The organism is Allorhizocola rhizosphaerae, assembly GCF_003426775.1.
Taxonomy (GTDB): Bacteria; Actinomycetota; Actinomycetes; order Mycobacteriales; family Micromonosporaceae; genus Allorhizocola; species Allorhizocola rhizosphaerae.
Genome location: NZ_QJUG01000034.1, coordinates 1 through 23,309 on the forward strand (window position 1 = coordinate 1; position 23,309 = coordinate 23,309).

Here is a 23,309-nt window from a genome sequence, read left to right on the forward strand (position 1 = left end):
AGCGCCGCGAGCCCGCTGAGCGTCGCCCGGCTGGTGATCAGCACGGCGCAGCCGGGCGTGCCGGGCAGCAGCGGCAGCACCTGCGCGGCGCCCGCGGCGTCGTCGAGCACCAGCAGCAGCCGGCGATCGGCCAGGCGGGCGCGCAGCGCACCCTCGCGTTCGGACGGTTCGGCCGGGATGGTGCCCGGTTCGACTCCCGCCGTCCGGAGCAGCTCGTCGAGGACGTGCGCGGGTTCCCGTGGGCTCGGCCCCGCCCCGCCGAGCCGCACGTACCACTGCCCGTCTGGATAGTCGTCGCGCAGCGCGTGCGCCACGTGCAGCGCGAGCGCGGTCTTTCCCGAGCCGGGCAGGCCCGAGATGGCCACGACGTGCTCGGGCGGCACGCCACCGCGCGGCCGGAGCTGGTCGAGCAGCGCCGAGATGGCCTCGTCACGGCCGACGAAGCCGCGCACCGCGGGCGGAAGGCGGCACTGCCCGAGCCATGACTCCCGCGCGACCGACTCCGGCGATGCCGATTCTCCTTGCAGCACAGCCATGTGCAGTTCGCGCAGCTCCGCGCCGGGGTCCACGCCCAGCTCCTCGGCGAGGTGTGCGCTCACGTCCCGGTAGGCCGCGAGCGCCTCGGCCCGCCGCCCGTCGCGATGCAGGGCCGAAATCAGCAGCCACCACAAGCGTTCCCGCAGGGGGTATCGCTCCACGAGCTCGCGCAGCTCGGTGACCACCTGCGCGTGCCGGCCCAGCCGCAGGTCCAGCTCCAGCCGCCGCTGCAGGATTTCGAGCCGCCATCCGGCCAGGCGCGACACCGCGTCACGCAGGAGCGCCTCGGAGTCGATGCCCGCCAACGGTTCGCCGCGCCACAGTGACAGCGCCTCACGCAAGGCGTCCGCCTCGCCTGCCGTGTCACCGCGCTCGGCGGCGGTCTCGGCGGCGCGCACCAGGATGCCGAACAGGCCCAGGTCGACATCAGTCGGGTCAAGGATTATCCGGTACCCGGTGTCGCTGCCCACGATGCGGGCCTTCGATCCCGCGTCGTGCAGCAGCTGCCGCAGCCGCGTGGCACAGGTCTGCAACGCAGCGCGGGGATTGCGCGGCCTGGCGCCGGCCCAGATGAATTCGATCAGCTCGCCGGTCGGCACGAGCTCGTTGGCCTGCACCAGCAAGGCAGCCAACAGGATCCGCGGCTTGCGGGCGGCAACCGGCGACCAGTGGCGTGCGTCAACGCCACCGGTCGCCATCTCAAGCTGACCGAGTACGCGAAACTCCACCCATCCCCCCAGGCGCACATGCGTCGGGGAGATCGTAACCGTCCGATACGGGTTGAGCCAGGTCTTCAGGCGGCTCCGAAGTCGCGACCGACATCGCGGATGCCGTGATCCTTGGAGTGGTTGGCCTTTTCCACGAGCTCCGACAGCAGCTCCGTCTGCCCGAGCAGGTCCAGCAGCTCGGCGGCGCGCCGGTACTGCCAGGAGTCACGCTGCTCATCGGCGAGGAACCGTCGCACCACCGGCGGTAGGACCCGCGACAGCCGGGCCGGCTCGACCCGCGAGATCACCTGCCGGGCCAGCGCCAGGTCGCGTTCGCTGCTCACCGCGACCTCGAAGACCTCCGGGCACAGGTTCACCGTGTGGTCCGGGAGGAGGTCGGCGAGCACACGCAGGGCCGTTGCCCGGCCCCGCGCGCCGCCCAGCTGCTCCCGCAACACCGCTTCGGGACCGGCGGCCACGAAGGCCATCCGCGCCCGGTAGTAGGCGTCTTCGGCCGACTTCATGGCCTGCCAGGCTTCCTCTGCGGATGTCACGGCTGGATTCACCTCGGTATCACTGTGACGAGCTCCCACTCGACGCCCTTCCTGAACTTCTTATCAAACGCGCTCTTACTCATCCCGTCACTCAGCGGAAGGATGGAGACGTGGTAGTACGGCTGTGGGCCACCGAACTCCTTGCCGTCCGGGTTGAAGTTGAACACTCCCAGCGCCTTGAGGTCCTTCTGTTTGGCTCGCCAGACGTGGCCGGTGAGCGCCCAATGGTCGCCTGCCGGACCCTTGACGGGCTGGAACCGGTAGAACACCGACTTGCCCTTGTCGCTGTGCCCCACCGGGACGATCTTGTTGTTCTCGTCCCAGTCGAAGTCGTCTCTGCGGCTGCCCATCGGCCCGTGCTCGTCGCCGGCGGCGTAGAAGTACTCGTCGTCGTACCTCGGATCGGGCATCTGCCCGGGTTGCGGATCGCCGATCTGCCCGTGCTTGCCATGCTCGATCGCCAGCATCAGCGCGTGCAGGGCCAGCCCGATCCAGCCCCCGCCCTTGCCGCTGGGCTTCGGAGCTTTCGGAGAATGCGGCGAGTGGTGGTGCCCGTGCGGCGCCGGTGGCTTGGCGACCGGCTGCTGCAGGTAGGTGCGGGCGTACTTCTGCGCGGCCTTCTCGTTCTGGAAGGACCGGTAGTGCGGACCCCACGCCTTGCGAGTCGCCGTCTGCCTCTGCTGCGCGGCGACGACCGACGTCTGGCGGTTGGACGCGCAGGCCGAGCAGGTGTTCCGGTTGCAGACGCCGTCGGGGCAGCTGCCCGCCAGCCCGGTCGGGTCGCTCATCACGACCGGTGTGTTCGCGGCGTAGGCGTACCCGTTGAGCTGCTGCGGATCCGCGGCGAGCAGCAACGGGTCGACCGACACGAACCGGCCGAGCTCGGGCGAGTAGTCGCGCGCGCCGAGGTGGGTCAGCCCGGTGGAGCCGTCCCTGGTACCCCCGACAAATCCTTGCTCGCCGGGGAAGGCCGCCTGTGGGCCCCGCGGACCGCCGAACGGGTCGAAGAACCGCTTGCTCGCCTGAAGCGTCTCCGCGTCGATGGCGATCTGCGCGGTGCCCTGGTGGTCGGCGGCGAGCCAGGTGAGCCTGCCGTCGGCGCGAACCGCGACCGTCTGCCCGCCGTGGGTGTAGTAGCGCGTCGCCTTGCGTGCCCCCGATTGCTTCTCCAGCCGAAGCTCTTGTCCCGCAAGGTAAAGCGTCACGCCGTCGGGGTCGTTGCGCACCAGCCGCTCCCCGTCTGCGGCGTAGACGAACGTCGTGACCCTGCCGTCCTTGACCGCCTTGGCCAGGTGCCCCTCGGCGTCCCACTCCAGCGTCATCCCCGCCAGCGCCTTGGTGTTGCCCATGGCGTCGTAGTCGAACGCGGCGGTCTGCACGCCTGCCGTGGACGGCGTGGTCAAAGACGCCAGCCGGTGCCCCGTGCCGGTGTAGTTGTACTGGGTCAGCGTGCCGTTCTTGGTGCCCGTGGTCCGGTTGCCGGCCGCGTCGTAGGTGAACGAGTGCCGGTACGCCGCCGGGCCACCGAGCGCGTCGGACGGCGACGCGCACTGCCCGGCCGGTGTCCACGCCTCGGTCAGCCGGCGCTGCGCGTCGTAGCGGAAGCATTGCCGGTCAACGGACCCGTCCGCCAGCGCGGTCGCGATCGAGGTGATGTTGCCGGCCGGGTCGTAGGCGAACGTCGCGTCGGACTGCTTCGGCGATGGCGCCTCGGCGTCCACGATGATCCGCTCCACCCGCCGCGTGCCGAGCTCCCGATAGGTGGTCAGCCACGAGCGCTTCCCGTTCTCGCCCTCCCTTGGGGGCTCGCCCAGATGCAGGCGGGTGCTTTCGCCGTACCGTGTGAATTCATTGTCAAGCACATAATTGACCGGCTTCCCGGGGAATCCGCCGTATGTCTTGAGTGGACGGCCGAAGTCGTCGTACGTGTGGGTGACGATTTCCTGCTTGATCCCCCACGGCTGGGTCTGGTCGCCGATCGCCGGGTAGCTCTCGGAGGCGAGGCTTCCGTCCGGGTTGAAGGTGAACGTGTTGAGGTAGGTCCCGGCGAGGGTCTGCTCGTTTTCCGGGATGGTGGTCTGCGCCCGGGTGACCTGCTTGAGCAGCGAGTAGCCGAGGATTTCGGTGACGTACGCCTGCCCGCCGTGATAGCGGATGCTCTTGGCCGGCAGGCCGGCGCCGTTGACGGCCGTGTCAAAGGTGAACTCCGCCAGCGTTTCGCTGCCTCGCTTGATGCTGGTCTGCCGGCCCAGGTCGTCGTAGTGGTAGGTGAGCGTGATCCCGCGGGCGTCGGTGGTGCTTGTCAGCTGCCCGGCGGCGTCGAAGGTGGCCGTGGAGTCGCCCTTGTCCAGGTCGTCGCTCTCGACGCGGTTGCCGAGCAGGTCGTAGCCGAACGTCCAGGAGTTGCCGGCCGGGTCGGTGACGGACGCGAGCAACCCGGCCCTGGAGTAGCCGTATTTTGTGCTCTCCCCGGCCTGGATCAGCTCGACGGTCTGGCCCCGCGCGTTGTTGACGGTGGTGGTCGGCGGCGCACCGGCCGGAGGCGTGACGGTGACCCGGTCACCGCCGTAGCTTCGGGTGGTGCGCTGGTTCACCGTGTCGTGGACCCGCAGTTCCGTGGAGGTGATGCGGTTGGCACCGTCGTAGGTGTTGAGCGTCACGCCGGGGACGGCGGTGTCCAACGCCCGCCACAGTTCCCTGTCGACGGGGGCGTCGTTGTAGTACGGGTTGGTGGTCTTGTAGGCGCGCCCGTGCGTGTCGTAGTGGGTGTCGACGATCAGCCTGCCCCCGCCCACCGCGGGCGTCTGGGTCTGCCGCTCCCGCAACAGCCCGTCATAGAGCGTGTGCGACGTGACGTGGTTGCCCCGCGGCCCCACCCTGCTCGTGGTGACGACCGTGGTCTTGTCGTGGTGAATCTCGTAGGTGAACCTGTAGCTGCCCTCCGGGTTGTTAGCCCGCGGCCGGTTGGGCAGCCAGACCTGTGCCGTCCTGCCCAGCGGGTCGTACTGCGTCTCGGTGACCGCCCCGGTCGGTTCGACGCTTCGGATCGGCTGTCCCCAGGCGGGTTCGAGGGTGACGATGGTGTTGTGCCCCAAGGCGTTGGTGGTGGTGGTCCGGGTGACCGGGCCGCCGGTGGCGGGCTCGTAGGCCGTCGTGGTCTCCCGCCCGAGTGCGTCGCCCGACCTGGTGACCCGGCCGTAGGTGTCGTAGGTGGTGGTGGACATGGTCTGGTACACCGGGCCGGATGCCGGCCGCTGCCTGGCCGACTTCACGTGCGTCGCGTCGCCCTTGGACGGTGGCTGGCCGAAGTCCTTGCCGTCGTAGGCCGTTTGCGTGTCTGACAGCGCGTCGCGCGGGAAGACCGGGGTGGTGTCGCAGTTGACCGCGACGGTCACGTTGCGGACCGGGCGGTCGAGGATCCAGTCGCCGGAGTTGCGCACGTAGCCGACCGTGGTGCACCTGTCGTCAGCGGGGGTGCTCACGTCGCCGAAATCGTCGGTCTCGGTCAGGATCCCCCTGTCGTCATAGGACGACACCACCTTGGTCTCGCGCCACCGGTCCGCGCCGAGGTGGGTCTGGGTGCGCACCTCGCCGTCGCGCAGGATGTAGGCGCTTATCCTGCCGCGGCTCGCGGTCGGGCCCTGCCAGTCGGGTTTGGTGAGCGTCTTGCTGACGATGGTGTCGCTCACGCCGAGGTGTGTCGCCTCGTAGTACTCGAAGCCGGACAGCCAGTCGTGGTCGGGCCGGCCGTCGACGGTCACGGTGCGGGTCTGTCCATTCGGGAGGGTGTCGCCGTGCATGCCCCGGTGGTAGCGGTGCTCCTTCATCGTGACCGGACCACTGGCGTCGCCGTCGCGGCCGGTGAGCACCTGCACCCGCCCGAAGCCGCGGTACTCGCTCCAGGTGCGCTTGCTCTCCTCGGTGAACTCGCTGGTGTCGTAGTGCCACGCCGCGCCGTCGTGGTACACGTAGCGGGTGCTGGTCGGCACGGTGTTGCCCAGGCGGTCGAGCTCTTCCACGGAGTCGACCACGTACTTGTGGAACCAGTCCGTGCGCTCGTTGCTGTACTGCGGCTTCCACTTCACCGCATAGCACAGCTTCGTGTTCTCGTGCCTGACAATCGAGCCAACGTTTTCGGGTGTGCAGTCGGGCGCGCGGTATTTGATGTCGACCACGCCACCCGTTTCCGTGACGATTCCTGATATCCGGTACCGATTCAGCGGCGCGAAGGCGTCCGGCGCGTGCACCCGGTTGGCCATCTTGGTGCCCTCGAAGACGACCGGCGGCAACGTGGTCTCGCCGCCCACGTGCCCCGCCCTGGTGATCGAGCGCAGCCACAGCGCGGCCTTCTGGCCGTCGCCCGGGTTGGGGAACTGGTGCTCCAGCGTCCACGAGTCGACCGGCCGGTACTGGCCGTCCTTGAGCACGCTCGTGGTCACCTTCGCCAGCCGCTTGGTGATCCAGAACGTGGGCGCGATGCTCTCCGGGTCCGCCTCGGCGCGGCTGTCCGGCCAGTTCTCCTTGCGCTCCACGGTGCACACGCTGTCGCGCACGCACCGGTCGGCGGTGTCGAAGTCGACCCGCGCGGTCGTGCGCCCGCCCGCGTCGGCCGGACCGTATTCGGCCGTGCGCAGCGTGCCGCCACGGGTGTAGCCCGCACGCGTCTCGCCCTCGTTGCGGCGGTAGGTGTCCGTCTCCGTGAGGTATCCGTACAGGATCTGGTTGCCGTGCGTGTCTACGACCCGGTCCAGGTTCCACCGCCACGGCTGGACGCAGTGCGACGTGGCGAAGGTGCCCGTGTGGCACGGCTCGCCGGGGTCGTCACCGAACACCGGGACCGTCCACTTCGACCCGGCGTCGGCGCGTGAGCCGAAGAAGTATTGCGTCCCGTCGACTGTCGTTATCTTCCAGTGGTCACCGGGCAGATGCTCGATCCGGGCGCCGTTGTCCGACTCAAGCCGCCAGAAGCCGTTGGCGTCCTTGGCCATCTGGCCGCTGCCGCCCGGGAAAGCGGCATACGCGTTCTCGGAGCGCCAGCACAGATCGCCCTTGGTGGAGTGCCCGTCGGTGGAGCAACCGCCGTAGGTCCGCTCGATGAACCCGACGGACAGATCCCAGCCGTCGCCCGCCCATGACGCCTGGTTGTTGGTGGCGCTCGTGCGGCCGTCCACCGCCGACGACGAATAGTTCAGGGCCAGTTCGGGCTCCAGGCCACCCGGCACGGGCGGCACCCGCAACGGGTAGGACCACGTGAAGTTGCCCGTCTGCGGTGACACCTTCCATGACGCGCTTGGCGAAAGCGGGCTGGCCGTCGGCGTCCCGGAGCCCTCCTTGGTCTGGCCTCCCGTCGGCTGGTTGCCGGTCAGGGCCTGCAGGCTGGCCTGATCGGGCGCGCGGCTGCCCATGGTCTGCTTGGTCACCGGTACCGGATCGGTCTTTTCCAGTTCGGTCGACGGTCCGGCGGCGGCCGAGACCGCCGGCCGCAGTATGTCGACCAGGGTCACGGTCATCAGGAAGGCGAGGGCGGCCGCGAGGCGGCGGCGGTGATTGCTCATCAGCTGAACTCCGCTGTCGTCGTGGGCGGGTTGGCGAGGATGTATCCGAGATCGGCGTCGACGGGGTAGCCCTCGCAGCCGACAATCGACGTGAATCGTTGTCCGGCGAAGACGCATCGCTTGAGGAGCCTGCTTGCCACTCCGGCGGGCGGCTGGGCGTGAAGCGCGCCGAGCCGGCCGAGCACGGTCTTTCCTTCGCAGGCGGGGTTGGTGGAGACGAACTGGTCGACCCCGTCCATGCAGCTGTAGAGGACCAGCGCGTCCGCGGGCTGGATCAGGCCCAAGTAGCCTTGGGGCCCCTCGGCCCGATAGGAAACCGGCGCACCGTCGACCGTCGTGTAGTGATCCGGCCCAGACGGCAGGTAGTGGCGCACGAGCGCGGCGTAGGCCACGGTGAAGCCCAAGGTGGTCTGCCGGGTGCCGCCCTCGCAGTCCGCCTGCGCCGTCTCGAACCTGTCGGTCCCGGACAGGCACCGGTAGAGCGGAACCGTTGCCAGGTTCGTCGGCTGCACCGTGTAGACCCGCCCGACCTCACCGACGTTGGTGCCGCCCTCGCAGCCGGGATCGGCCGACGTGTAACCGTCCGATCCGGACACGCATTCGTAGAGCATCGCGGTGTTCGGGCCGGGCGCGGCGGGCAGGCCGAGCGCGGTCTGGAAGTGATAACCCTCGCGTGGCTTGCCGCCGGTGTTCCCGGCGTACCGATCGCCCGCGAGGTTGACGTACCGGCCCAGCTGACCGGCCTGCGGCAGGGGCCAGCCGGTCCGCTCGGCCAGCTTGGCGTCGCTGATCTCCCACTGGTCGATATGGACCTCGTCGATCGCGCCGTGGAAGAACCCGTGCGCATCGCCGCTCTCCTTGGCGCGGCCCAGGGCCAGCCGGCCGCGGGCGCGCCAGGCGTTGACGTTGTCGGTCACCCCGGACAGCTGCCCGTCGATGTAGATGCGCAATTGCCGGGCGGGATAGTCATACACGCCCTGCACGTGCGTCCACCGGTCGAGCACCGGCGGCAGCAGCGAGTGCGCGTACACCATGGGCGCGCCGTCGGAGTCGGACACCGCCTGGCCGAAGACCCAGCGGTTGAGTCCGGGGCGGTACTGCAGCACGAATCCGCTCTGCCGTTCGCCGTCCTGGCTGGCGATGGTGGAAACCTTGTCGTTGCGGGACAGTTTGGCCCAGGCCGAGACGCCGAAGCTGTCCATCTCGGCGTCGACCAGCGTGCCGTTGCCGGTGACGGCCGAGCCGGTGCCATCCAGATGCATGGCGCGGCCGGAGATGCCCGGACCGTAGGTCACGCCGCCGGAGACGGTGGCGTTCTGCTTGCGCCAGTTGTAATCGCGGGCGTCGTTCTCGTCGAACCGGTAGAAGCCGAACTCGGCCATCGGCGAGTCGTCGTGCACCAGGCGCACCTCGCCGCCCGACAACGCCCGCCGGTACACCCGGACGTCGTCGATGGCGCGCGGGAAGTAGCCCGCGTTCGCCCCGTTCCAGCGGCCCCGGCCGATCGACAGCGGTCCGCCCGACGGCTGGATCGTCACCCCCACCTTGGCCGCCGACAGCACCCCGTTGACGTAGAGGCGCAGCTGCCTGAGGCCGAAGTCGTAGGTGACCGCCAGGTGGATCCAGTCGTGCGGGAGCGCGCTTTCGGTGGATACCACGACTGTCCTGATTGGATTGTCCGTATCGGACTGTGGCACGACCACGGCCCACTTCTTCGCGGCGCCGTCGAAACGCACCTCGAACCCGCTGACCCGGTTGCCGTCCTGGCCGAGCACGGTGCGATCGCCCGCGCTGTCGTCGGTCAGGTAGACCCACGCCGACGCCGAGAAGCTGCGCGCGGTGTCCAGCACCGGGCCGGCCGTCTCGGCAAAGCCCGAGGTGCCGTCGAACAGGGGTGCGCCACCGGAGCGGCCGCCGGTCCAGGTCATGCCGCCCTTGATGGTCGCGGTCAGGTTGCGGCCGCTGGAATCCGCGGCGGTCGTGCCGGTACCCTCATCGAATTTCCAATGGCCCGCATCGGCCACCGGAAGCTCGGCCGGGCCGTTCTCGGCCGGATAGGAGTTGTACAGGTCGGCGAGCCGCGCGTTGTCCAGGGCGCCGGTGTAGAGGCGCACGTCGTCGACGTCGCCCGACCACGTGCGGCCCATGACCACACCCGCGGCCGAGTGCCACGCCGTGTTGAGCGTGCCCTCGTCGTGGCGCACCGCGTCGACGTAAAGCACGACCGCCTTCGTGGCCGGGTCGTACACGCCGGACAGGTGGACCCAGGCGCCGACCTCCTCCAACCGGGTGGCAAGCGAGGCCTTGGTCACCCTGCCATCCGGCTCCGGCATCTCGAAATACCAGGCGCCCCACTGGAATTGGTCGTTGTCCTTGACATGGCCCAGGCTCAGCTTGCCCGGGATGCCGACCGCCTCCGTCCTGCACACGCACCGGTCCGAGGCGAGCTTGACCCATGCCGTGAGCGTGAACGCCTTGTCGGTGCGCACGTCCACGCCGGGTGTGGTGACCGCGTCGCCCGATCCGTCGAACCGCACCGCGTTGCCCACCCGGCCCACGGCGAACGTGGCGTCGCCCGACAGCGCGCCGCCGCGGGCGCCGACCGCGTCGGCGGCGTTGCGCCCGCTCGGCTCGTCCAGCTTCCATTGGTGCGCAAGGGAAAGGTCGCGCCCGGCCATCACCTTCACCTCCTCGGCGAACAGCGGCCGCGACCACACCGACGCGTCGTCGATCGCACCGTGGAAGAAGTCGCCGCGCGTCCGTGCCCACATCGCCGACCCGATCTGCAGTTCGCCGGGCGCGTGGTTGAAGATGCTCACGTCGTCCATCGAGCCCGCCAGCACACCGTTGACGTAGAGTTCGGTGCGGCGGCTCACCGCGTTGTAGCTGCCCACCAGATGGGTCCACGCCCCTTCCTGGACCTTGGGGCCGACCAGCCGTTTGGTGCCGGAGCTGGACTCCGAGTCGCTGCCGTAGACGCTGAACGCCCAGTTGCCCTCGGGCAGGGCGTGCAGCTGAAACGAGCTGATGTTCTGACCGTCCTGGGACATCACGGCCGGGTAGTTGCCGATCCTGTCCAGGCGGGCCCAGGCCGCCACGGAGAAGCTGCGGCTGCTGTCGACGGCGTGGTCGGCCGAGACGTAGCCGTTCGGTCCGTATCCGTTGAGCTGCAACGCCAGATCGTTGGTCGCCGGCAGCGTGGACTGCCCGCCGGTGTAGTCCACCGGGTGACCGGCGTCGCGCCCGTTGAGCCGGCTCGGCACGGCGCTCAGATTGCCGTCGAAGGCCCACCGTCCCACCGCGACGGCGTCGCGGCTCACCAGGCCCTGCAGCTCCTCGGCCGACAGCACCCGGCCGTAGGCGCGAAGCTCGTCGACCGTGCCGCTCCACGGGTTGGCCGGGCCCGCGTTCCAGCGGCCGCCGCCGACGCGCAGCGGGCCTGTGGCGTGGAACCCGTTGGTGCGCTGCGCCGTGCCCATCAGCCTTCCGTCGACGTAGAGGCGGATCTGTTGTGCCGCTGCGTCGTAGACCGCGGCCACGTGTGCCGTCTGGCCCACCCGGGCCGAGCTCGCTCCGCTGTGGACCAGCGTGTCCGGCGGCCGGGTGATCGCGTCCGCCGAGGGGACGTAGAGCTCCCATCGGCCCCCGTCCTGGTTGCGATAGCCGAGGAAGAATCCACTGTGGACGGTGCCGTCCTGCGACACCGCGGTCCGCGCCTGATTGGCCGGGGCATCGGCGTCCACCGTGAGCCACGCGGCCACCGTGAAGCTCTGATCCGTGCGGATCACGGGCGCGCCCATGGACACGTGGCCCGCCTCGCCCAGCTTCACCGCCCCGTTGACCTGGCCGGTGACGAACCTGGCGTCGCCGCCCAGGACACCGGCGGCCCCGCCGGGCACGGCGTTGACCGCCGTCGTGCTTCCCGGATCGTCATCGAAGTTCCAGTAGCCGAGCTGGACGTTGTCGTGGCTGACCTGGGCACGCACCTCGGCCGGCGAGATGGGCCGATCGTAGATCTTGACTTCGTCGATGGTGCCCGGGAAGTAGGCGTGGCTGACGCCGGCCGTCCGGGCGTGGCCGATGCGTACCGGCCCCACCCCGTGCCAGCGCGGGACACGATTCGCCTCGCCCATGAGCACACCGTTGACGTACAGGCGCATCTTGCCCTCGTACCTGTCGTAGACGCCTGCGAGGTGGGTCCACTCGCCCGGCACGGGTGGTGCCGTCGAGCGCACGAAGTCGTAGCCGGACGACGGGTGCGCGTCGTTGTGCGGTGCCACGAAAACCCAGCGCTGGTTCGACTTCTCGTACTGCAGGCAGAAGCTGCAGTTCCCCTCGCCGCCCTGGCTCACGACCGTGCCCCCGTCCGAGTTCAGATGGTCGATCCTCGCCCAGGCGGTGACCGAGAAACTCGCGTCCGCGCGCACGGCGGCGTCAGCGGTCAGGTGGCCGTTCTCGCCGTTGAGGTTCATGCCCTGGCCGACCGCGCCCGGCGCGTAGGTGGCCCCGCCGTGCAGCGTGGCGTCGCGCCACCCCAGGAACGCGGTGTCCTTGGTGCCGCCCTCGAACGACCACTGCGCCAGCGGGCCGTTGCCGCCGCGCACGTAGATTCGGTGCCGGGTGATCGGGCCGTGGTGGCCGGCCTTGTCCACGCTCTGCACATACAAATCGCGCGGCCCGTCGCCGGGCGGCGTCAGCTTCACGGTCGTCTCGCCGCCGAGCCGGTTGGCAACAGCCTTGGTGCTGGGCGGATAGGTCCAGCCCCACAGGAAGTGGTTGACGTCGTCGACGCCGTTCGAGGTGAACGTGAAGTCGCCCGGCACCGCGGCGCCGCCGTGCCAACGGTTGTCGTCCGGATAGGTGGGGCTGGAGACCAGCGGCGCGTTCGCCACGCCGACCCGGTCGACAAACCACTGGCCGGGGCCGCGCACCCATGGTCCGTCGCCACCGGTGTGGCCGTCGCGGGCCCGCACCCACCAGCTCATCTCCTGACCGTGCCGCTCCGTCTGGTCGAGCGTCTGGCTGTGCCAGTTGCCGGACCCCAGCGCGATGTTCGGGCGCAGCTCGGTCTTCCGGGAGGGGCCGCCGTCGGCGGGCGTGCCATACACATCCCAATCGGCGTAGAGCTGATCCCCGTCGGGGTCGTCCAGATACGCCTGCATGGTCAGGGAGTTCGCGCTCGAATACGCCTTGCCGGCGCAGTTGTCGCACGGCTGGGGCACTCCCTCAAGGATGCGGGGATGGTGCGGTTCGTTCGGGGTGGCGTTCCACCTCACCCACAGCGAGGCCGAATCGGCGCTGTACCGGCGCCACGCGTACTTGTCGGTCTCGTTGTTGGCGATCAGGAAGTAGGTCGTGACGCTGTCCAGGTTGACGTGGTTGTAGGGCAGGAACGTCACCTCGTGCGACCCGCAGCCGGGCACCGAGGCCCCGCCGAGCCGCAGGCCGTTCGGACTGCCCACCGTGCCGCCGGCGGGCTGGTTGTGCCAGTCCGTGTCCGACGCGATGTGCCAGGTGTTGGATTTGTAGAGGACGTGGTCGCGGGGCTGGTTGCAGTCCGGCCCGGCGTTGGTGCGCGCCTTGAACCGCGTGTCGAGGACCGTGCGGTGCAACAGGAAGCTGGTGTCGAACATCCAGTAGTTGCGCACGGTCCCGATACCGTTGCAACCGCTCCAGCCGCAATAGCCGACCTTGGCCTCGCCACCGTCAAGCCCTGTGCCGTCCCAGTTCTTGGCGGTCGGCTTGCCCGAGAATACCTTCGTCCAGTGGTGCCGGCCCGCCGTGTGCTCGCTGGGATCGATGACCAGCGGGAAGCGGGTTTCAGAACCTTTCAAGAGCTTCTCATCCGGTACCAGGATGAGGCTCGCTTCTTCGACAAGCACCTTGACCGGCGCCACGGTCGTTTCCTCGCCGGGAGAGTCCACGTTGGACGCCGCGTTGTCCCACATCACCGCGGCGGGACCGGTCATGACGACGGTGCCCACCGGGTCGCGGATCTCTGTGCCGCCCGACTCGGTCACCGCGACGGTGAGCCCGCGTGTCGCCAGCCCCAGCCGGATCCTTTGCAGCGCGGGGTTTTCCGCCGCCTCGGCGGAGCGGACGACGAGATGCTTCACATAGCCGGTGCCGTCGGCGCGCAGCCTCAGGTCGACGCCGGGCAGCACGTCACGATAGGTCGCCACCGATCCGGCAAGCTCGGGCGCGGGCAGCTCGCCCGGCCACGTCAGAGCCACCGAGCCGCCCGCGACGCCCAGCCGCACCAGCGGCTGCCTGCCCCCGCCGGAGAACGCCAGGTCGATCGTTGCCACGCGCGGCCCAACCGAACCGTCGCCGCGGCGCACCAGCGCCGGGTCGATATCCACCCACCGGCCGCCCCGCGCCACGCGCACCGGCTTGACCGCCAGCTCGGCGCTCATCGTGCCGTCCGGGTGCGCCTTCACCAAACGCATCTCGTCGGTCAGCCCGGTGACGACGACGTCGGTCCGCTGCCGCCGCGCCGCGGCCAGCGCCTCGCCCCCGCCGCGCGCCTCGGTGATCACGGGCCGCGGCCCGCCCTCCACTGTGGACGGTGCGATTCCCGGCAGGGCCGGTGTCACCAGAAGCGACACCACCAACCCTGCTGTCCGCCATAACCTGCTCACCGAGGGGTCCTCCCGCCTGTCGCCTATGCCGCCCCACACGGCACGGCGACAGCGTCCAGCACCCCCCTTACCGATCGCTTTCAGCCGGCAGACAAACCCACTCCCACCAGGTGTTCCATAGGGGACGAGCGAACGCCGCGGCGGCGCCGGCTGCCGCGCTCGTTGGCGGGTCGCCGAACACGTTGAAGCCGTGCTCATGGTGGGTTGGAAGTTGGGCGCAAATGTCGTGGAAAAGGGAAAACCCTAGCCGCCGAGCAGGGCGCCTGGTTGTGCTTCGAAGACTAAGCGGGCCACACCCTGCGCCCGGGGTCGGGCACGCACCTGGTCACGCAAGGGGGTCATACCGGTGGCCACGGTGTCCGGCGAAGGATCGGGCCGCATCTCCGTAGCCGGACTGGTCTGCGTCACGCCGCACCATCCTCACCGTCCTCGAAATGCCTGGTGACGCATACCTGCCCGAGCTGTCAGCGCTGCCGGCACCTCGCAGCCAGACCCGCCTTAACCCCACCGGCTACCAGTTCAGTGACAGGGTGCCGATGAATGTGCTGAGCCGGTCAGAGATGAGTTGGTGGTCGCGGCTGGAGTAATGCCAATGGCACCCGAGGAGGTCCAGGCCGTTGCCGTCGAGGAACCAGTAGCGGACGCGGCTGTCCCCGGCACTGGTGCGCTCCTGTACCACCTGCTGGACGTGGCCGGCGAACGGGTTGGCGCCAACGGCCACGATCGTTGTGCCGGCGCCGTAGCGGGTCCGCAGTTTCTGCAGGAAGTCGCCATAGGCGGTGCGATAGGCGGCGGCGAGGCTGTCCGGTGTCCACGGCTCGCCGGGGTTGATGGCGGTCGAGAAGTCGTTGGTGCCGAGGTAGACCACGACGAGGTGGGGCCGCCAGGTGCCCGGGTTCCAGACATCGCCGGCCACGTTCAGCAGCGCCCGGTCGTAGTAGGCACGGTAGTGGTTGCCCGGATCGCCGCCGTTGTAGTTGCGCACCATGCCTTTGCCGGAGAAGGCGTTGACCTGATAGTCGGCCGACAGCCGCCGGGCGGTGAGCGCGCCGTAGCCGATGTCGGTGTTGGTGGTGCGGTTCACCTGATCGCCGGTGCAGTCCCGGCTGGTGGACGTGTTGCCGTAGCCGGCCGTGAGTGAGTCGCCGATGAACTCGATCTGCCGACTGCGTGCGGTCGGCTTGGTGAGGATGGCACCGCCGGCGGCAGCGACGAATCCGCCGAATTCGCTGGTGCTCCACGCGCTCTCGTTGCGCTTCACCAGGCGTACGGTGTGGTCGGCGTTGCTCAGGCCGTTGACCCAATGGGTGGTCTGGCCGGGGGTGACGAGGGTGGATACGGTCACGCCGTCGACCTGGACCAGGTAGTCGGCGGCCGGGTCGTTGAGCACGATTCCCACCCCGGTGCCCCGGATCCGGCCTTCGAAGTAGATTCCGGGCCAGCTGTATTGCACGGTACTGCCATTGGCCTTGACGCGGCCGGCGGTGTGCACCTGGGACAGGACGTCGCTGGGGCCTCCGCCGAGCTTGATGAGTTGCCATTGCTGGTTGTCGCCGCCGGTGTCGGTGTATTGGGAGATACGAGCACCGTCTGCAGTGGACCATCCCCACACGTCTAAAGCCTTGCCGCTGTTACGGTTGATGAGCTTCACGTAGCCGCTGGTGGTGTCCATGACGCGGAATTGCTGGCTGGTGGCACCGGTGTCGGTCCGCTGGATCACGTTGGCGCCGTTGGCCACGGACGCGCCGTTGATGTCGATGACTTTGCCGCTGTGCCGGGCGCGCAGGCGATAGTAGCCGCTGCCGGAGTCGACGAACTGCCATTGCTGGTTGTTGCCGTCGGTGCGGGTCCATTGCAGGATGCCTGCGCCGTCCGATGTGGACGCGCCGTTGACATCGATCGCTTTGCCGCTGTGCCGGGAGACGAGCACGTAGTAAGCGGCCTTATCGATGGTCGCGGCTTGAGCCTGGTTGGCGACGAGGATCGTGGCAGCAGCGGCGGCGACGGTGACCATCATCGCGCCGAAGACGCGCCACCTGTGCACGGGTCGTGCTCTCATTCTTCGGCTCCTGCGCCTCGGGGAATGGTTGGGGAGTATCGACATCACCGGTATCGCGAACAATAAGTTTAAACTCTAAACTTTGTCAACCCTTGAGGGACCGCCTCACGCGCACCACCACCAGAACTGCTGCCTCGTGGATCACCAGACGCTGCAACGGAAACGAGTACAACCTGTCTGGCAAGGACAGCCGGGCGTCGGCCGGGTGCAGATTCGGCGCGCCGGGCGCGTGGTAGGCGATCCAGGTCACCTCGACCCGCCCGGCCGTGGCGACGTTGCACCTGAGCCCGTGACGGCAACAGGCTGACTATCTTGCGGCGCTTGGTGTCGCGATTGCAGCATCTCCAGATATAGGACATGGGATCTCCTCTTGCGGAAGCGAGGAGGTTCGTCCTCGATCCAGGCTGCCGTCAATAGTTGCCCAAATCCTGTCCGATGCGACACGGCCCGCACCTTGATCATCCTAGGAGTGGCGGCAATCTCGGTGAGCAGGCCGAAGTCGACCTCCACGGCGGCCTGATGTGGCAGCCCAGCAGTGCTCGGTATCAGCGACATTCGATCTCAAACGAGAGGCTTGTGATGGCTCGGACGTGGGACGTAGGATGTCCACGTTTCGTTCATGTTTCGAAGGTCCGCCCTGGCGCCGGACCGCCAGAGCCGCGAAGAGGCCGCCGGACGACAGCCGGATGGCGGACGGTCCGAGCGCAACAGCGACGACAGCCTGAAGCTCCAGCCCCACCCGGCGCCCGACACGACCGGCACCAGCGATGACCAGTGGAGGTATCGCACTTCATGACAAGACAGAGCCACAGCCAACGACATCGTCGCCTGTTGTCCGCAGTCGCTGTCGCCGCGATGGCTGCTGCCGCCTTGCTCTCAGGCGGCACGGCGTACGCCGCCGAGCCGTACCACGAGGAACGCGCGGTTTACACGGCGAAAGCTGACGGCTATTTCTGCTACCGGATTCCGGCGATCGTCAAAGCCACCAACGGGGACCTGCTGGCGTTCGCCGAAGGCCGGATCAACAACTGCGACGACAGGGGCGACATCGACCTGGTCCTGAAGCGGTCCCACGACGGCGGTCGCACGTGGGGGGCCCTGCAGGTCGTGTCACGTGGCAACGGTGACACGCACGGTAACCCGATGCCCATAGTGGACGAACGGACCGGTCGGGTCGTGCTGTTCACCACGCATAACCCGGGCGCCGGAAGCGGTGGCCGCGTTCCGTTCCTGCAGGTCAGCGATGACCACGGAGCGACCTGGAGCGCACCGCGGGAGATGACCGAGCTGATGTTGCCTGAGTGGACCGCTTGGTACGCCACCGGTCCGGTGCACGCCATCCAGCTCACACGCGGGCCGCACGCCGGGCGGCTGGTGATGAGCGCCAACCATGAGTCGATCGGACCCGACGGGCGGCGTATCGCCGGCATCCACCTCGGGTACAGCGATGACGGCGGCGACACATGGCACCTTGGCGCCAGCGCGGGTGGCGCCGCCGACGACATCTTCGTCAACGAGTCGACCCTCGTGGAGCTGACCGACGGACGCATCTACGTCAACGTGCGCGAAGCCGGGACGTCTGACGGCACGCGGGCATACGCGATCTCCAGCGACGGCGGCGACACCTACGACGCGCCGTTCCAGATGGTCCCCGAGCTGACGATGCCGGTTGTGCAGGGAGCATTGCTGCGCCTCACCGCCACCGACGAAGGCGACGCGCGGAACCGCATCCTGTTCTCCGGACCCGCCAATCCCGGTAAGCGCCAGGCCCTGACGATCCGGTCCTCGTACGACGAGGCCCGGACCTGGGAGACCTGGGAGGAAGGCAAGGTCATCAGCTGGGGTCCGGGCGGATACTCCGATCTGGTCAAGATCGAGACCGATCCTGTCCTGGGACCCGTGGCAGGCGTGCTGTACGAAGGCGGCGTGGCCGCGCTGTACGAGGTGATCCAGTTCGTCCGGTTCAACGAGGCCTACCTCGACACCCCGAACGGTTCGCCGCCGAGCCTGCCGCCGCCACCGGCACCGGGTCCGACCACCCCGGACGCGGCACCGCGCTACGACAACACCGCATACGTGCGCGGCGATGCGACGTTGGGCGAGGGTCGTTACGGAGAAGGACTCGCGCTCGACGGCATGAACGACTACGTGGAGATGCCATACAACCCAGGCGTCGACCTCGAAGACGACCAGTTCACGATCATGACATGGTTCCGGTACAGCGAAACCTCCGGCAGCATCGTGATCTGGTGGTTCTACCAGGTGGGTACGGGAGCCGCGCAGATCTGGCTGCGGGCCGAACCGGCGAGCAATCGCATCCGTGGTGTCGTCGGCACCGGCCAGGGCGATGCGAATATCACCATCGCGGGCGCATACAACGACGGGCTGTGGCACCACGTCGCCATGCAGCGAACGGCGACCCGGGTCACGGTCGTCATCGACGGCATTACCGTCGCCGACGTGGCCGCTCCCCGCGGCTCGGTGACGACCGGCAGAGAATTCGGCATCCACAGCGTCTACCTCGGTCGGCGTGTCGACGGCCTCAACAACACGTTCCGCGGCGCCCTCGACGAATTCCGTATCTACGGCCGTGCCCTCACCGCCGAGGAGCTGCGGGAAATCCGGGAACACAATGTACCCATCGCCGGGCAGCTCCGGCTCCGACTCCCCTTCACGACTATCAATCCGCAGAAATAGCCCTAGCGTCGGGTGCCCCGCCGGCGGTCTGCTGGCGGGGCACCCGCAACCTGTGCTGCCGGGCCATGTGGGCTGGGCTGACCGCAATCCCTAAGCCGGCCTCGCCACCCTCGTCCCTGTCGCTTTGGCAGCGCCGAATTGAGGCGCTTTAGGCCAGGTCGCCGCGGCGGTTCGTCGTTGGGTTCGAGGCGCAGGACGGGACCGCCGATCGGGGCACTGCGCGCGATGTCGTCGGAATGTGGTGCCGTAGCTTTGCGTCCTTCAGCGGGCTCGAGACGAGGTGTGTGTGCCCGTGACCGGTATCTCCTGGCGGCGGGCAGTAGGCGGCCATTCCTCGGAGCCGTTCACCGCTACGTCGCGCTCCACCGGTAGAACTGCTTGGCCACCGCGTCCTGTGGCGTGCGCCAGCGTTGCTCGTCGTATGGCCGGATGTAGGGCTTCAGGTCCGCGCTGATCTGCCGGAAGCCGGGCAGGTCTTGCGCCCGCCGCAGCGCCTCGGCCGGGTCGCTCTGGAAGTCGATCACGTGCAGGTAGATGTCCTGAAGCGAGTAGAGCGCCCGTTGCCGCACACCCAGGTCGTGCGGCAGCGAGGTCGCATCCGAGGCGGCGAAGACATCGGCCACCGCGCTCTCGGCGTCGGGCTGGATGCGGGCGACGATGATGGTTCGGTTCATTGTTGTCCTTCCCCCATGGTGATTCAGGCCTCTCCTCAACCTAACGGGCGACTCCCCGGCGTGTCTGTTGACCTCGCAAATCACGATCACCATGCTGGGGTGACATTCTCAAACCATGGGGGCGATGGGGTTGGCGAAACTCGTAATCATCGGTGGCGGCATCGGCGGGCTGGCCACCGCGCTCTTCCTCGGCCGTCGAGGCCATTCGGTGACGGTGTTCGAGGCCGAGAACCGTTGGCCCACGGGCAATCTGGACGGTGATTTCTTCGACTGGCAGCGTCCGCGTGTCCCGCAGGCGACCCAGCCGCACGCCTTCATGGCCCCGGTGCGAACCATCCTTCGCACCGAAGCCCCCGACGTCTACGCCTCGATGCTTCGCCTGGGCGCCCGCGAGTACCACGAATTCGACTGGTTCGACGGGCATCCCCCGGCTCGGCCCGGCGACGAGGATCTGGTCACCACCCGCACCCGGCGCATCCTGCTGGAGACCACGCTCTATGAGGCTGTCTCGCGAGAGTCCTCGGTCGAGCTTCGCAGCGGCGCGACCGTCGACGGACTCGTATTCGGCACGCCGGGCGACGTGCCACTGGTGACCGGGGTGCGCTGCGGCGCCGAAGTGCACCACGCCGACCTGGTGCTCGACATCGCCGGGCGCCGCTCCCCCGTGAGCGGCTGGCTAGCCCAGGCCGGCTGCCGCCCCGCGGTGGTGGAGAACCACAGGATCGGCATCGCCTACTTCTCCCGCTGGTATCGCCTGAGCCCCGGCGCCGAGCCCGAGCCGAAGCGGATCAGCGAGGTGTCGGTCACCCCGTTCGCCATCGGCCTGGTGTTCCCGTCCGACAACGACATCTTCGGTGTCACGCTGGCGATCTCCGCCTCGGACCCCACCCGGGCCGCGCTGCGCGACCCGGAGGTCTTCGACTCGCTCGCCGCCATCTTCCCCGGGCCCGGCGCGTGGCTCGCCCGCAGCGCCAAGGGCATCGGCGACATGCAGATCATGGCTGGGCTCGACAATCGATGGACGGCGCTGGTGGACGACGCCGGACCCGTGGTGACCGGGCTGCTGGGCGTGGGCGACTCGATCACGCACACCAACCCGACGCTCGGGCAGGGGGTGGCGCTGACCCTGCTTGCCGCGCAGCGGGTGGCGTCCACTGTGGACGGACTGGACGACCATGTGCGGTTCGCTTCCGAGTATCACGAGTGGGCGGTGCGTACCCTCAAACCCTGGTTCGACCACCAGGTGACCGTCGACCGCGGCGACGAGGCCTTCCTTTCCGGCACCGCCGGCATGCCCGCCCTCGATGCCGCCGCACGAGCGCAGTTCGCGTTGAACCCCTGCGCGCTCGAGGACCCGATCGTCATGCGCGCCAAGGCACAGGTGCGGCATCTGGTGCTGGCCCCGCAAATCGCTTTCGGTTCCGATGAGGTACGCGAGCACGTCGCCCGCTGGCTCGACGAGCACCCGGAGTTTCCCTCGATGCCACCCGGCCCGTCGCGCGACGACTGGCTCGCCATCACGGGACAGCCCGCGCAGCTCATATAGCGAAAACCTTGAACAGGTGTTCATCGATCGCCGTGGCGGACACCGGCGCGCACCTGAAGCCCACGTGCCCGTCCGGGCGGATGAGATATGCGCCGCTGCCCCGCACGCCGTAGGCGGAACGGAACCCGTCGGCGGCGTCGCGCAGCACCGGCAGTTCGAGCAGCGCGGGCACGGTGGCGCCCGGATGCGCGATGACGTACACGTTGACCAGACCCGGACCCTGCGCGCGCACCTTGGCGGCCAGCTTCTCGTATTCGACGATCTCGGGCTCGGGCATCCCGACGTCCGCGTAGACGAGCAGGGTGTGCGCGGTGCCCCGGGTGAGGTCGAAGAGCCGGAGCGGGTGGCTCACGCCGAAGCGGCGCAGCTGCTCGACATCGGGTGCGCGGTCGCCCGGCGCGGGCCCTCCTTCGAACGTTCCCCCGTTCTCCACCAGTTCACCCACCAAATGGCTGCCCGCATACGTCAGTGTCATCTGCATGTCGGTGAGGAACTGGAGTTTCTCGTCCTCCATGTCCATCTCGTCGGTGAAGGCCACGCGCACCGCACGGTCCACGATGGACTTCCCGGCCGGGCGTCGCTCGGCCTCATAACTGTCAAGCAGCCCGGCGGAGGCCTGCCCTCGTACCGCATAAGCAAGTTTCCAGCCCAGATTCCAGGAGTCCTGTATGCCGGTGTTCATCCCCTGGCCGCCGGCCGGCGGGTGCAGGTGCGCCGCGTCCCCGGCGAGGAACACCCGCCCCTCGCGGTAACGGTCGACGATGCCGTGCTTGATCCGGAAGATGGACGACCAACGCAGGTTGCTCGCGGTCGCCCCCGCCGGTGCCAGCTCGTCGAGCACGGCCTGGATGTCGGACAGAGCCGGCGGGGCGTACTCCTGCGAGAAGCCGGGCGGGATAGGCCCCGAGCCCACCTCCGCCGCGATGCGCGGCGGCGCCAGCGTCGCTACCCGGTAACGCCCCGGCCCGCGCAGCGGCACACACACCAACATGCCCTTCATCTCGTCGTCTTCGACGTGGATGAAGCGCAGCAGGTGGCCCTCGGGCATCGTCCAATTCAGCTCGACGTCACCGATCATGAACAGCTGCGGGAACATACCCATCCCGCCTTCGAAGGTCGCGCCCACGCACTGCCGCACGGTGCTGTGGGCGCCATCGCAGCCGACGACGTAGCGCGCCCGTATCTGCGACCTCCCCCCATCGGCGGCTTTGATGTGCGCGGTCACGCCCGATGCGTCCTGGGTAAGGCCGACAAGCTCCATGCCCCGCTCGACCCGCCCGCCGTGGCGCGACAGGCAGCCGGCGAGGATGCGCTCGGTCTCGTACTGCGGCAGGGCCAAGTGCGCGTAGGGAACCTCGGGCAGGTCCCAGTCGACCTGATGGGTCTGGCGGCCGTTGACGAACACGGTCTGGCCGTGCAGCCAGGCACCGACATCCATCGCTTCCTGGACCACGCCGATGTCCTCCCAGATCTCCATGGTGCGGCACTGGATGCCGATGGCCTTGTCGGCCTGGCTTGACGGCTCGGTGCGCTTCTCGATGAGCCTGCAGTCGACGCCGCGCCGCGCGAGTTCGATGGCGAGCGTGAGCCCGGCCGGGCCCGCGCCGACGACGAGCACGTCGGTGTCGACCCGCTCCCCCGGCGCTTCACGCTCGACGGCGACGACCGGCGTCGGCGGTAGTTCAGGCACTTTGACCTCCGAAGCGATGTCGGGCAGCTGTTCCTCAGGGCGGGCAACGATCTCGAAGGTGGTCCGTTCAAAGCTTTCCAGCAGGTACGGAAGCAGCGGCGCGGTCTGGTCCATGTGCGCGGGGTCATCGGCCCAGGCATTGAAGGCGGTCTCGTTTTCCCATTCTGCGAACAACACATAGTTATTGGTGCCCACCTCGCGAAGGAGTTCCTCGCGGGTATGCCCGGGCGTGCCGCGCATCCGCTCGGCCACCTTGAGGTAGGCCCGCTCGTACGCCTCCTCCTTGCCCTCCGGGACGGTTACCTTGACCGCGACCCGGATCCTGAGCGGCTGCCCCTCGACCACGTGCACCACCTCGAGCGTGCTGCGGTCGGCGGACTCTCGCATCTCGCGCAGCGCGGCGGTGAGACGGTCGCGGGCGGCGCTGCGGCCGAAAAGTTCGAGCGTCTCCTGGTCGGTCCACTCGCTCGTGATGACGTAGGTCTGCGTGTCGGTGGTGTCGCGGCTCAGTTCCTGGCGCAGGTTGCCCCGCACGCGGCTGATCTCCGCCGCCGCTTCGCGCCAGACCCTCTCGAACTCGGCCTCGCGGCCCTGCCGCACCCGCATCCGCAGGATCATCCGCACAGGCTTGCCGCCGTCGCCGGTCACG

10 protein-coding genes are annotated in these 23,309 nt (G+C 68.8%); 2 read left to right on the top strand and 8 right to left on the bottom strand.

The window, feature by feature from the left end; translation table 11 throughout:
* The 6 genes from DM816_RS09600 to DM816_RS42355 all read right to left on the bottom strand — a co-directional run.
* The coding region (locus tag DM816_RS09600; protein ID WP_162907281.1) for an AfsR/SARP family transcriptional regulator at window positions 1-1,265 on the bottom strand (1,265 nt) is incomplete at its 3' end.
* A 65-nt stretch (window positions 1,266-1,330) separates the two neighbouring features.
* Complete coding sequence (locus DM816_RS09605) at window positions 1,331-1,798, bottom strand: hypothetical protein (RefSeq protein ID WP_162907282.1); 468 nt, start codon at window positions 1,796-1,798, stop codon at window positions 1,331-1,333.
* Between the two features lie 8 nt (window positions 1,799-1,806).
* Window positions 1,807-7,353, bottom strand: coding sequence for an RHS repeat-associated core domain-containing protein (locus DM816_RS09610; protein WP_117209807.1), 5,547 nt, complete (start codon window positions 7,351-7,353; stop codon window positions 1,807-1,809).
* The gene (locus tag DM816_RS09615; protein WP_162907283.1) at window positions 7,353-13,994 is read right to left on the bottom strand and encodes a LamG domain-containing protein; all 6,642 of its coding nucleotides are present in this window, start codon (window positions 13,992-13,994) and stop codon (window positions 7,353-7,355) included. The genes DM816_RS09610 and DM816_RS09615 overlap by 1 nt, the downstream gene beginning before the upstream one ends.
* Before the next feature lie 511 nt (window positions 13,995-14,505).
* Window positions 14,506-16,053 (bottom strand): RICIN domain-containing protein, encoded by a 1,548-nt coding sequence (locus DM816_RS09620; RefSeq protein WP_211588614.1) that lies wholly within the window; start codon window positions 16,051-16,053, stop codon window positions 14,506-14,508.
* Between the two features lie 85 nt (window positions 16,054-16,138).
* Window positions 16,139-16,303, bottom strand: a complete 165-nt coding sequence (locus DM816_RS42355; protein WP_162907284.1) for a hypothetical protein — start codon at window positions 16,301-16,303, stop codon at window positions 16,139-16,141.
* Between the two features lie 581 nt (window positions 16,304-16,884).
* Between DM816_RS42355 and DM816_RS09625 the strand changes: the two genes are divergently transcribed.
* Window positions 16,885-18,750, top strand: a complete 1,866-nt coding sequence (locus tag DM816_RS09625; protein WP_117209809.1) for a sialidase family protein — start codon at window positions 16,885-16,887, stop codon at window positions 18,748-18,750.
* 350 nt (window positions 18,751-19,100) lie between these two features.
* On the opposite strand, the gene DM816_RS09630 is transcribed toward DM816_RS09625, so the two are convergent.
* Window positions 19,101-19,424 carry a TcmI family type II polyketide cyclase gene (locus DM816_RS09630; protein WP_117209810.1) on the bottom strand — a complete coding sequence of 108 codons (324 nt, stop codon included), beginning with the start codon at window positions 19,422-19,424 and terminating at the stop codon, window positions 19,101-19,103.
* Window positions 19,425-19,548: 124 nt separating this feature from the next.
* Here DM816_RS09630 and DM816_RS09635 point away from each other — a divergent pair, with 124 nt between their 5' ends.
* Window positions 19,549-20,970, top strand: a complete 1,422-nt coding sequence (locus DM816_RS09635) for an NAD(P)/FAD-dependent oxidoreductase (protein WP_211588615.1) — start codon at window positions 19,549-19,551, stop codon at window positions 20,968-20,970.
* Here the strand turns inward: DM816_RS09635 and DM816_RS09640 are convergent.
* Window positions 20,963-23,308, bottom strand: a complete 2,346-nt coding sequence (locus DM816_RS09640) for an FAD-dependent oxidoreductase (RefSeq protein WP_246001775.1) — start codon at window positions 23,306-23,308, stop codon at window positions 20,963-20,965. The genes DM816_RS09635 and DM816_RS09640 overlap by 8 nt on opposite strands.
* Between the last annotated feature and the right edge of the window lies 1 nt (window position 23,309).

Coding starts and splice junctions, on each gene's coding strand:
- DM816_RS09635 (WP_211588615.1), top strand. CDS start 19,549: ATGGGGTTGGCGAAACTCGTAATCATCGGTGGCGGCATCGGCGGGCTG.
- DM816_RS09610 (WP_117209807.1), bottom strand. CDS start 7,353: ATGAGCAATCACCGCCGCCGCCTCGCGGCCGCCCTCGCCTTCCTGATG.
- DM816_RS09620 (WP_211588614.1), bottom strand. CDS start 16,053: ATGAGAGCACGACCCGTGCACAGGTGGCGCGTCTTCGGCGCGATGATG.
- DM816_RS09630 (WP_117209810.1), bottom strand. CDS start 19,424: ATGAACCGAACCATCATCGTCGCCCGCATCCAGCCCGACGCCGAGAGC.